This window comes from Desulfosarcina sp. (genome assembly GCF_033791525.1).
Lineage (GTDB): Bacteria > Desulfobacterota > Desulfobacteria > Desulfobacterales > Desulfosarcinaceae > Desulfosarcina.
On sequence record NZ_JASJGN010000331.1, the window covers coordinates 1 to 11761 of the forward strand.

The window sequence follows — 11761 nt, forward strand, 5'->3', positions numbered from 1 at the left end:
ACAGGGCAACGGTCTGAGGATATTTCCTGGCGTTCATCTTGAGCTGCTGTCCCAGATTCATCCAATGGGCCATGGGGTGTTCCTTAGGTTGAAGGGTTCGGGGTTCAGGGTTCGGGGTTCGGGGTTCAGGGTTCAGGGTTCAGGGTTCAGGGTTCAGGGTTCAGGGTTCAGGGTTCAGGGTTCGAGGGTTCGAGGGTGCAAGGGTTCGAGGAGAAAATCAACTAATCCAACCATTCCAACCAACTGAACCAATCAAACCAATCCAACCAACTAAACTAATCTAACCAATCCGCTATAATGCTATCCGCGCATCCACCGCCACGGCTCCTTTTTCGAAAGCCATGACCGGATTCAGGTCCAGCTCTTTGATCTGGGGAAAGTCCGTCACCAGCTTGGACAGCCGTTGAATCAGGTCGACCAGGGCGGTTTTGTCCACCGGTTTTTGACCGCGCACACCGTCGAGCAGGGCGGATGCCTGGATGCCGTCGACCATTTTTCGGGCTTCTGCGTCGGTAACCGGGGTGAGGTTGAATATAACGTCCTTGAGCACATCGACGAAGATGCCGCCGAGGCCAAACATGATCAGATGCCCCACACCGGGCTCGGCCTTGGCGCCGAGGATCACTTCCCGGCCACCGGGTACAAACTGCTGGACGAAAAAGCGTAGGTCCCGGGCGTCGATTCGTTCGGTGATCATCGTTACGGCTTTCTTCACCGCATTGGCGTCGGTCAGGTTGACGGCCACACCGCCCATGTCGCTCTTGTGGACCACGGATGCGGCATCGGCCTTGAGGACCACCGGATAGCCGATGGCATCGGCAGCGGCCACGGCGCCATCCATATCTCCGGCTATGCGCCAATCGGGGACGTCGATGCCATAGGCCTCGAGGATTTCGTAAACCTGATCGGCAGCCAGCATCGGCTGGCCGTTGGCCTGGTCGACAATCACACGGGCGCTATCGGTGTCCACGTCTCCATATGACCGAACCCGGCCGGGTTCCCGGTCAAGGATGTGGCGATAGCGCACCAGGGCGACCAGCGCACGGGCGGCATCGCTGGGCAGGGAGAAGCAGGGCACACCGCCGGCTTTGAGGATGGCTTCGGTTTCGGCCCACTGGCGCCGGTCGGTCATCAGGTTGCACACCATGGGCTTGATCTGCCGCTGGTTGACCTGGGCGATGGCCCTGGCAATACTTTCCGTGTCCATGAAAAAGGGCGTGACGAAGTTGACGAGCACGCAATCGAAGCTGTCGTCGGCCATCATGGCATCCAGACACCTGCCAAAGTGTTCGGCGGTGCCGGTGGCGAGCACATCCACGGGATTGCTCACTGTGGCCTCCGGATAGAGTGTTTCCTTGAGCAGCGCCTTGGTTTTTTCCGACAGGGGGGGAAGGGTCAGTCCGGCATCGACGAGAATGTCGGTGGCGATGACCGCCGGCCCGCCGGTGTTGGTGATGATGCCCACCCGGTTGCCCTTGGGAATGGGTTGCGATCCGAAAGCGATGGCTGCGTTGATCAGCTGACCTTCATCCCTGAAATCCACGATGCCGGCCTTCTTGAAGATCAGGTCTGTGGCCATGTCCTCCCTGGCCAGTCCGCCGGTATGCGAGGCGGCCGCCTGGGCGCCTTCCATGGTGCGGCCGGCCTTCATGGCCAGCACGGGTTTTTTTGCCGCCGCTTCTTTGACAGCCCCGAAGAAATCCATGGGGTCCCTGAGGCCCTCCACATAGGTGACAATGACCCGGGTGCCGTCATCGTCGGCCAGATAGCGGATGATTTCCGGGATGGAGATATCGCAGGCGTTGCCGTTGGATGCATAAATGCGTGTACCCACATCCATGGCGGAAAATCCCTGATGGATCACCTCGGCCACCCCGCCTGACAATGCCACGATGGAGATATGCCCCGGCTCGGGAAAGGTGAATGTGAAATTGCAATAGGCTCGAACGGCCGGGTCTGAATTGATGATGCCCTGGCAGTTGGGGCCGAAGATGCGGATGCCGTATGCCTTCGCCTTTTCCAGAAAGGCCTTTTCGATTTCGGCACCTTCGGGGCCGGTTTCGGAAAAACCGCCGGAGTTGATGATGATGTGTTTGACGCCCTTTTTGCCGCAGTCTTCCACGGCCATGGGCACGAACTTGGCCGGGATCACCATGTGGGCCACATCCACCTGCCCGGGAACGTCGAGAATGGATTTATAGGCCTTGATCCCCCGGATTTCATCGGCCTTGGGGTTGATGGGGTAGATCCCCCCCTGGTAACCGAAGTCCAGCAGGTTTTTGATTACCCGGTTGCCGATGTGAAGCTCTTTTCCGGACGCACCGATTACCGCTACGCCGGCGGGATTGAAAAGGCTGTCAAGCATAATTGCTACTCCTTCTTGTTTACTTGCTTATGAAGATTCGCGTGACGAATTATGGGATTTAGGGATTAAGGAATTTAGGAATCAAAGGGATCCAATTCCTCAATTCCCAATCCCTTAATTTGCAATTGTTATTATTTATTTTCCGCCAACTGCTCGATGAAGGCCTCCACATTGGTTTTTGTCTGTTCGTCGGAAATCAGCCGCAGATCGTTCAGGTCGCCGTTGATGGTCAAGCTGGGGATGCCGGACTGGCGTTCGATACGCTGGGGCATGCCATAACGGCAGTTGGAGTTGTTGGGGCAGGTTTTGGCGTCATGGTAGATAATGCCGTCCACCTTGAAGAATTCCAGCATGTTGCGGATATATGCTTCCTTGGGTGCGTCGGCACGCACGATGAACAGCTCCGTGTAGGCCCGGGCCATGGAGTTGAAGGGATCATCCGGATCCAGGGCGGAGAAAATCCACGAGTTGCAGTAGGTCGAAGCCAGCACGTTGGTTTTCAGGGAGGCGAACATCTTGGCATGGGCCGACAGCCGACCCCACACGGGCATGCCGTCCCAATAGATCCGGAATTGTTCGTCTTCAATGGCGCCTTCCTTGTCGGCGATACGCTGGTTCAGCTCCGCCAGCAGGGTGCGATAGCAGTCGTTGGCACGCTGGGTTCCCCGGCCCACCACGGCGGCCCCCATGAGCGTGGTCCCGTCGAAAAAGGTGAGAGGGGACGGGAGGGCGGCGGCCGTATCGAGCACCTGCTTCCAAAGCTCCGAACACTCCCTGGACAGGGCCACGGTCTCCTTGAACCGATCCATGTCGAATGTATTGCCGATGACGTGCGCCAGCGACGGGATCAGATCTTCCATCTGCCGGGCAATGGATTTCACGTGGGCCGCTTCCACCTCCTGGACGCCCACATAGGAGTGGACGCCCACCACTGGTACATCGTACTCTTCACCGTAGAAATTGAACCAGTCCTGCACGTCGCGGCACTGGTTGGTGTTGAACACCAGCACATCCGGCTTGGGCGGACCCTGGATGCCTTCGAATATTTTGGCCAGGGGGGAGACTTTTTCCAGGTAGGCGCCGATGTCCGCGGTGAGGTAGGAGCAGATGTCCGGTGAATAGCCCATGGCGTTGGCCTTGGGGATCAGCTCCGTGGCCATGCGCGACGATCCCAGCATGGCCGAATGGGTTTCGGGAAAATAGACCAGGAACCCCATGGCCCGAAGAATCTCGGCCGGCCCCACACTGGTGCACCAGGCGATCTTTTGCTCGCCGGTTTTGGCGGCGTTGTCCAGCTCGTAGTAATAATCGGCCATGAACTTGCCCAGCACCTTGGACGATTCCAGCCGTTTCAGTTTTATCTTTTTCTCTTCGGTCATACCTTACCTCCGCTATTATGATTGAGGAATTGGGGATTTAGGGATTCTATGAATTGGCGGATTAAAACATCGATTGATAGACTAATTCCTCAATTCCCCAATCCCTCAATTCCTAATTCCGCAAGTCTCAAACGTTTCTCTTGCATATAGTGCCGCGCCCAGGGCACCGGTGAATTGGGGCAACTTCGGCACCAGGATGGGACGCTTGATCAGTTCCTGGGTCATCTCAACCAGGTAGGGGTTGTGGGCCACCACGCCACCGGTCATGACCACTTTTTCGGTGAAGGCGTCCATCTCGGTGATTCTGGAAATGACTGAAAAGAAAAGCCCTTTGACGATGTCTTCGACCCGTTTGCCGCGACGGATATTCTCCAGCACCTCGGTGGCGGAAAAGACCGTGCAGAAGCTGCCCAGCTTGACCATGTCCGTGGACGCCGCGGCAAGGCCGTTCATTTCCGACAAAGGGATGTCCAGGCGGGGGGACATTTCCTCCAGGAACGCACCGGTACCGGCGGCGCACTTGCGATTCATTTTAAAGGCCGTCCGTCGGCCATTTCCATCTATTTTGATGATCTTATTGTCCTGCCCGCCGATATCGACAATGGTGATCGCAAAAGAAAAATAGTGGTAGCATCCTTTTCCGTGACAGCTTATTTCGGTGCGCTGGTCCTGGGCATAGGAGACATTCTTGCGGCCGTATCCGGTAGAGATCGTGCGACCAAGCTGATCTTTGCCTATATCGGCCATGGCCAATGCCTCGGTCAGGCATCGATCGGCGGTGGCCGTAAAATCCGTTCCTGATCGGTGCACACGGTAACCGACCATATGACCGTCGGCATCGATCACCGCTACTTTGGTTCTGGATGCCCCTACATCGGCGCCGGCGAAGTAAAGTGACTCGACGTCCTGAGAAGTTGTTGGTTGGGTTGTCGGCATGGTTCGCTCTTTTAACCTGGGTAAAGCGTTCACAACTGATCGAAGATAAATAACAAACTACAAATATCAAATCTCAAATAAATTCCAAATTACAATAACTAAATTACAATAAGGGCAAAGACCATCAATTGTTTGTCTTTTGAGTTCTCCAGTTGTTGATGATCGGCCGGCCCTTTCTTCAAGATTACATGGTTTGGAAATTTTGAATTTGGCTATTGGGATTTATTTGTCATTTGGCTTTTGGCTATTGTGATTATTTTTGACACAAAAGCACGAGTTTAGGGATAAGCGCCTAATCTCCTGTAACCCTGAATTCCTCTCATAGACGGGACTCCAACCCTTTGACCAGGCTTTGCAGGGTGATGTTGTAGGGGGTCTCGATGCCTGCCCGACGGCCGTATTCCACGAATTTCCCATTGATGTAGTCGATTTCCGTTCGGCGGCCGTTCTCGATGTCCATGAGCATGGAAGGCTTGTGGTTCCCGGCGTTGCGCATGTATTCGATGGCGTTGGGGTAGTACTCCCAGCCCAGCATGATCTCATTGGCCCGGGCTACCTTGACGCACTCTTTGACCAGGGAGTCAACGAGGTTGAAAATGATCGGGTCGTTCATGGCCTGGGACATCGTCAGGCCGGTGACGGCGCACACCGGGTTCATGCAGGCGTTGAGCACCCCTTTTCGCCAGACCATGGCAACAATATTTTCCGTATGGCGGGTGTGCAGGCCGCAGGTGGTCAGCGCTTCGGCAATGGCATCGGCGGCGAATTTGGCCTCCGGGTCCAGTTCCTGAATAAAGTGCGGCGGATGGTGAAAGGGGATCGTCACATGGGCCGGCCCCAGCAGGCCGCAGCCGTAGTTGACCACCGCCCGCATCACCGGTTCCTTGCCCAGGCTGTTGGCCAGCACCAGTTCGGTGTCGATGCCGTTCTGCCAGCTGACCACATAAATTCCTTTTTTGTGGAAACCCTCGATGGCCGACGCGATCAGCGGCAGGACATTGGCCTTGACGGTGACAAAAATGACGTCGGGCTTATGCTTGGGCAGGTCATCGATGCTGGTGCAGGTGTGGCTGACCGTCTGGGTCAGGTTCTCGGCGCCTTCGATGATGATTCCCCGCTTCAGTGCCGGTTCGAGAAGCTCGGGAATGACATCACACAAGATAACTTTATGGCCCCCTTTGGCTAAAAAAGCGGACACGATACAGCCCACGGGACCCGCACCGATAACGGCGAAAGTTTTTGGGACAAAGGGTTGTTGGTCTGTCATGGTTGCACCTCTCATCGGTCTGGTGGTTGTTCGGTCTGTCCGTCGTCATCCTTCAAGTTTAACGGAACTGCTTGGGTCGTTCGTCAACCACGCGAAGGGCCTTGCCTTCGCTTCGGGCGATGAACTTGGGCTCCACGAGGTTCACTTCCACGCTGATCCCCATGTTGCCTTTGATATGGGCCATAATTTTGGCTTCGACTTCAAATTTCTTGCGGTCACCGGCCGCATACACCTCCTGTTTGGCCTCTACCTGCACCACCAGTTGATCCAGGTAGCCTTTTTTGCGGACCAGCATGCGGTACTGGGGCTCCACCTCTTCGATATCCAGCAGCAGGGATTCGATCTGGGAGGGAAAGACATTGACGCCGCTGATGATCAGCATGTCATCCGTCCGACCAAAAATTTTGTCCATTTTGACGAATGTCCGGCCGCAGGCACATTTTTCGCGGTACAGGCGGGTGATGTCTTTGGTGCGGTAGCGGATCATGGGCATGGCCCGGCGCCGTAGCGACGTGAAAATCAGCTCGCCCTTTTCACCCAGCGGAACGGGTTCCAGGGTGATGGGGTCGACCACTTCGGCCAGGTAGTAGTCTTCGTTGATGTGGATACCGCTCTGGGCTTCGCAGTCGAAACCCACACCGGGGCCGCCCAGTTCGGTGAGCCCATAGGCTTCCATGGCCTTGATGCCCATACGCGCCTCGATCTCCGCACGCATCCCGGCGGTCCAGGGCTCAGCGCCGAAAATACCAATAGAAAGGGGTAGTTTTTTCAGATCCACCTTGAGCTCCTCGGCCCGTTCGGCAATGGTCAGGGCATAGGAAGGAGTGCTGAATAAGACGTTGGTCCCGAAATCTTTCAAGATCGTGATCTGGCGTTCGGTGAGCCCGGAGCTGGTGGGCACGACGGTACAGCCCATGGTCGTGGCGCCCTGGTGAAAACCCAGACCACCGGTGAACAGGCCGTAGCCGTAGGCATTTTGAACCACGTGCTCGGGACGAACACCGGCAGCATGAAAGTTGCGCGCCATGCACTCGCCCCATTGGTCCAGGTCGTCGGCGGTATAGGGGCCGGTGATGGGTTTGCCAGTGGTGCCGGACGAGGCGTGCACACGCACCACGTCCTTCAAGGGAACCGCGCAAAGGCCGAAAGGATAGTTGTCCCGCAGATCATTTTTTACCGTGAAAGGAAGTTTGGCCACGTCCTCGATGCCCTTGATGTCGGCGGCCTTGATACCTGCCTCCTTGAAGTTTTTCTTGTAAAACGGAACGCGTTTGGTCACCCACTCCACCGTCTCCTTGAGTTTTTCAACCTGAAGCGCTTGAATTTGGGCTACCGGCATGCATTCACTCTTTTTATTCCAGGGCATCATTTCCTCCTTATCGGTGGTCGGTTTCCTTCGGGGCAGACCCATTCGTCCGCCGAGGGCACATTCAGTTTATACGCAACCGGTCAATGCACACGATTAGAAGAACGTCATGCATTTGCAGCGGCACTATGGCCCAATTCGAATGCTTTCAGGTTGGCGTCCACAAACGCCTTTTTGGTCTTGGTGCGAATAGTTTCCTCCACATTCGCCTTGGAGATCGGCAGGATGCCGGTCTGGATCAGTGCTCCGAGCAACACGATATTCACCGACATGACGCTACCGGCGGTCGTGGCCAGGTCGACGGCATCGAAGGCAATGAGCCGTTTGGTTTTGGCCTTAATCAGGTCCTGGGCCCGGCCAAGGTCCGGATAGGTGCCGCGGCCGATGGTCACGGTAAAGGGCGGCAGGGGCGCCAGATTGGTAATGACAGTGGTGTCTGCGCTGCACTTGTTCAAGGCCCGCAGTGTCTCGGATGGCTCGAAGCCCACCAGCACGTTGGCTTCGCCGTCTGAGATGATCGTGCTTCTGGCATCGCCGAAAACGATGGCCGATTCAACTACACCGCCCCGCTGGGCCATGCCGTGAATTTCGCTCATGTGCACCGGTACATCTGAAAGCAGGGCTGCTTCTCCCAGCACTTTGGATGCCAGCAAGTTGCCCTGACCGCCTACCGCCACGATAATCAGTCTTGTTGTCTCCATGGTCGTTTCCTGTATGATGAGGGCCGCCGGATCAATGACTCGGTTGATCGATTCTCCCGGAAAACCATTGACCGCAGCCGAAGGTTGTTGTCTTGCCGCTCAGTCGCTCAACCGGCTTGTTTCGCCTTGACCGGTGTAATGGCATTCTCCGGGCAGATTTGGGCACATACCGCGCAGCCCACGCAGGTGTTGGGATTGATTTGGACCCGTTCGCCATCCAGGTAAAAAGCCGGACAGGCGATCTGGTTGATGCAGTCCCGGTGATTCTTGCATTTGTCCGTGACCGTGAAGGCTCGCACCTTGAGTTGTTTCAGGCCGCGGGCGTACAGGGTGCACATCTCCTGGGAGATAATCACTGATACACCCTTGTGGTCCAGGGCCGCTTTCACCGCTTCGATGCTCTTTTTCACCTTGTAGGGTTTGATGACAGTGACGTGTTCGACGCCGATGGCGCGAACCACCGCCTCAATGGAGACGTGGCCGTAGCCGGATAGGTTGAAGTTGCTCATGTCAACCCCGGGATTGGGTTGGTGGCCGGTCATAGCAGTCGTGCCGTTGTCCAGGATGACCAGGGTGAAGTTGTGGTTGTTGTAAACGGCGTTGACCAGACCGGTCAGACCCGAGTGAAAAAATGTCGAGTCGCCGATAAAAGAGATCACTTTTTTGTCCGTGGCCTTGGAAAAGCCGCAGGCCGTGCTCACCGACGAGCCCATGCAGATGAGAAAATCACCCATGGCCAGCGGGGGTAGAAAACCCAGGGTGTAGCATCCGATATCCGTGGGATAGATGGTTTCCTCTCCCTCGGCGGCTTTTTTAACCGCGTAGAAGGTGGCTCGGTGGGAGCAGCCGGCGCAAAGGTTGGGCGGCCGCTGGGGAATTTCGGGTACGTCTGACAGGTCGGGCGGTTGGCTTTCCGTGTGCGGCACGCCGAAGTAGCCGGCCATCACCCGGCGCACCAAGGCCGGATCGAACTCGTACAGGCGGGAGAACAGACCTTCTCCCTTGCCGGCGATGGGCAGGGTCAATCCGGCCTCCTGGGCAAAGGCCTTGACGGTCTCTTCCATGACGGGTTCACCCTCCTCGGCCACCAGCACCTTGTCACAGCCTTTTAGAAAGTTTTTGATCAGTTTCGGCGGCGAAGGGTAAGAAAAACCCAGTCGAAGGACGCGGACGTTGTCCGCGATGCCCAGCTCTTTCACCGCGTCGGAAACATAGCTGTAACTGACCCCGTTGCATATGATTCCCCAGGGACCGGCGCCGTCGGTAAAGTTGTAGCCGGAGGATTCGGCCAGCGCCTGGGCTTTGTCCCAGTTTTCAAGCAGACGCACGTGGAGGCGGCGGGAGACGGCCGGTACGGTGACCAGGTTAAAAGGGTCTTTTTTAAAATCTCCCTTGGTTTTGCGAGGCGTCAGCTTTCCCAGTTCCACGAAGGCGCTGGAGTGGTTGATGCGAGTGGTGGTGCGCAGGATCACCGGTTCGCCCAGCCGTTCGGACAGGTCGAAGGCCTCAGCCGTCATTTGACGGGCTTCCTCCACCGATGAGGGTTCGAGGATGGGCAGGCCGGAAAGTTTGCCGTAGTAGCGGTTATCCTGTTCGTTCTGGCTGGAGAACATGGACGGATCATCGGCGGTGAGGATGACCATCCCGCCCTTTACTCCGACGTAGGCCAGCGTCATCAGAGGATCGGCCGCCACGTTCAGTCCCACGTGCTTCATCATGCAGAAGGTGCGGACACCACTGTTGGCGGCGGCGGCGGCCACTTCCAGGGCAACCTTCTCATTGGTGCTGTATTCGAAGTAGAGATCGCTCTCATGGGAGATCTGGAACAAATTCAAGGATATTTCCGATGAGGGTGTACCCGGGTAGGTGGTGGCAAAGGCTACGCCGGCCTCGATGGCGCCGCGGGCGATGGCTTCGTTGCCCAAGAGCAGCATCTTTTTCCCGGGGCTGTCTGTAAGTAGTTTGTGCATCGTCGTTTCCTGTTGAGTTTCGCCGCATGGTTTCGGCTGGTTGGGTTATATGAAAACATTTCGCGCCGCTGCAGCGACGGTGGTTGTCAACGATGGCGTCAGGGCACCATGATCGCCCGCTCGACGATTTTTTTATGGTGCACCATGTCGAAGACCGCGTTAATTTCGGATAGCGGAAAGGTTTTCGTAAACGGTGCCATTTTCACTTTGCCCGACAGGACCAGGTCACGTACCGGCGCATAGTATTGGGGGAGGCTACCCCAGTTGCCCCGGGCGGTGGCGTTAAAGGCCATGAGGTTGGACAGGCGAATGTCTACCGTGTCCATGGTAAAGCCCACCACGGAGAGATTGGCCCCGAAGGTCATCAGACCGAAGGCGGTTTTCTGGCCGGCGGCAGTGCCGGAGGTCTCGAAAATCTTCCACTCCGTCCGGCGTTTACCTTGCTCCTTGACGAAGGCGGAGACCGCCTTGCGCAGGTCTTTGAATGGCATTTCAGTGACGTTGAAAGTCTTGTCCACATAGGGTGCCAGGGTCTCCAGCTTGACCGGGTCCACATCGATGGCCACCACCAGGGCGCCGAAGGCCTTGGCAATCTGGGCGCCGAAACCACCCACGCCGCCCACGCCTATGAAAATGGCCGTGTCGTCGGCTGACAATCCGGCATCGACAATTGCCTGATAGGGTGTGGTCAACGCGTCTGCCACCACGGACAGCTGGGCCAGGGAGACGTCTGCCAGGCCTACGGGTCGGTACTGGTCGTCCACCGGAACCTGGCACAACTGTTTGGCCGGCACGACGATGTGGCTGGCAAATCCCCCCTGGATATCGTTGCCGGGCATCTTCTGGGTCGTGCAGATGTTGCCCAGGTCCCGGTTGCAGACATCGCAGTCCCCGCAAGGCATGACCGCGGGGATGATCACGGCTTTGCCCTCCCAACCACCGGCATCAGGAGCGGCGGCGGTGACGATGCCGCTGATTTCATGGCCCAGGGTCAAGGGCAGCGGGGATTTGGTTCGCACGCCATCGTAGTAAAAGCCCAGATCCGTGTGGCACACCCCGCATCCGGCCACCTTGACCAGCACCTCGCCGGGACCGGGTTGGGGCATCGGCGCTTCCACCTTCGCCAGGGGTTTTCCGAGTTCAGTCATCTGCCAGGATATCATGGACGCCATCGCTGGTTCTCCTTTTCTCAAATATTAGGTTCAGATGGTCAGGGTTCAACGGTTCAGCGTTTCAGGATTCGAGGTTAACGATCGGCTGAAAAACGGCACTACACATTGCCAGTTGACGCGTGTCAAAGTTGACAAAAAACAGTAACCCCTGAACGCTGACCCTGCGAACGCTTACCGGTTTTTCCACACCGGCCGTCGCTTTTCCTCGAAGCTTTTGATGCCTTCCAGGGTGTCTTCGGTTTTCATCAGGGTGTTGAGGAACATGTCGCTGACACCGGACAGGGCCTGTTTGAAATCCAATCCCAGGTGGGCGTTGACCGCGCGCTTGTTGAGCCGGATGATCAGCGGGCTGCATGCCTTGATTTCACCGACGATGCCGTCCACCGTCTCCTGGAAGTTGTCTTCTCCGGACAGGTGGGCCACCAGACCCATGCGCTGCGCCGCTTCGGCCTTGTAACGGCGGCCCGTGGTACAGATCTCCACGGCCCGGGCGGGTCCCACCAACTGGGGAAGCCGGATGGCCGCGTAGGGCGGAAAGAACCCCAGCTTGATCTCCGGTTGGCCGAACACGGCCTTTGGCGACGCCACGATGATGTCGCAGGCCA

At 57.0% G+C, this 11761-nt stretch carries 9 protein-coding genes; all 9 read right to left on the reverse strand.

Going from position 1 to position 11761, the window contains the following annotated elements; genetic code table 11:
- Positions 1-292 precede the first annotated feature (292 nt).
- A complete protein-coding gene (locus QNK41_RS16385) occupies positions 293-2365 on the reverse strand; it encodes an acetate--CoA ligase family protein (RefSeq protein ID WP_319258839.1) in 2073 nt (690 codons plus the stop codon).
- Positions 2366-2496: 131 nt separating this feature from the next.
- Positions 2497-3744, reverse strand: coding sequence for a 2-hydroxyacyl-CoA dehydratase family protein (locus QNK41_RS16390; protein WP_319258841.1), 1248 nt, complete (start codon positions 3742-3744; stop codon positions 2497-2499).
- A 105-nt stretch (positions 3745-3849) separates the two neighbouring features.
- Positions 3850-4680: an acyl-CoA dehydratase activase gene (locus tag QNK41_RS16395; RefSeq protein WP_319258843.1), complete on the reverse strand. Its 831-nt coding sequence runs from the start codon at positions 4678-4680 to the stop codon at positions 3850-3852.
- 319 nt (positions 4681-4999) lie between these two features.
- On the reverse strand, positions 5000-5947 hold the full coding sequence (locus QNK41_RS16400) for a 2-dehydropantoate 2-reductase (RefSeq protein WP_319258845.1): 948 nt from the start codon (positions 5945-5947) through the stop codon (positions 5000-5002).
- Between the two features lie 58 nt (positions 5948-6005).
- Complete coding sequence (locus QNK41_RS16405) at positions 6006-7286, reverse strand: phenylacetate--CoA ligase (RefSeq protein WP_319258847.1); 1281 nt, start codon at positions 7284-7286, stop codon at positions 6006-6008.
- Between the two features lie 134 nt (positions 7287-7420).
- On the reverse strand, positions 7421-8014 hold the full coding sequence (locus tag QNK41_RS16410; protein ID WP_319258849.1) for an indolepyruvate oxidoreductase subunit beta: 594 nt from the start codon (positions 8012-8014) through the stop codon (positions 7421-7423).
- Between the two features lie 107 nt (positions 8015-8121).
- Positions 8122-9984, reverse strand: a complete 1863-nt coding sequence (iorA, locus tag QNK41_RS16415) for an indolepyruvate ferredoxin oxidoreductase subunit alpha (protein ID WP_319258851.1) — start codon at positions 9982-9984, stop codon at positions 8122-8124.
- Positions 9985-10082: 98 nt separating this feature from the next.
- Positions 10083-11156, reverse strand: a complete 1074-nt coding sequence (gene had / locus QNK41_RS16420) for a 6-hydroxycyclohex-1-ene-1-carbonyl-CoA dehydrogenase (RefSeq protein ID WP_319258853.1) — start codon at positions 11154-11156, stop codon at positions 10083-10085.
- A 171-nt stretch (positions 11157-11327) separates the two neighbouring features.
- On the reverse strand, positions 11328-11761 hold a 434-nt coding region (locus QNK41_RS16425; RefSeq protein ID WP_319258855.1), incomplete at its 5' end, for an enoyl-CoA hydratase/isomerase family protein.

Coding starts and splice junctions, on each gene's coding strand:
- QNK41_RS16385 (WP_319258839.1), bottom strand. CDS start 2,365: ATGCTTGACAGCCTTTTCAATCCCGCCGGCGTAGCGGTAATCGGTGCG.
- QNK41_RS16390 (WP_319258841.1), bottom strand. CDS start 3,744: ATGACCGAAGAGAAAAAGATAAAACTGAAACGGCTGGAATCGTCCAAG.
- QNK41_RS16395 (WP_319258843.1), bottom strand. CDS start 4,680: ATGCCGACAACCCAACCAACAACTTCTCAGGACGTCGAGTCACTTTAC.
- QNK41_RS16400 (WP_319258845.1), bottom strand. CDS start 5,947: ATGACAGACCAACAACCCTTTGTCCCAAAAACTTTCGCCGTTATCGGT.
- QNK41_RS16405 (WP_319258847.1), bottom strand. CDS start 7,286: ATGCCGGTAGCCCAAATTCAAGCGCTTCAGGTTGAAAAACTCAAGGAG.
- QNK41_RS16410 (WP_319258849.1), bottom strand. CDS start 8,014: ATGGAGACAACAAGACTGATTATCGTGGCGGTAGGCGGTCAGGGCAAC.
- iorA (WP_319258851.1), bottom strand. CDS start 9,984: ATGCACAAACTACTTACAGACAGCCCCGGGAAAAAGATGCTGCTCTTG.
- had (WP_319258853.1), bottom strand. CDS start 11,156: ATGGCGTCCATGATATCCTGGCAGATGACTGAACTCGGAAAACCCCTG.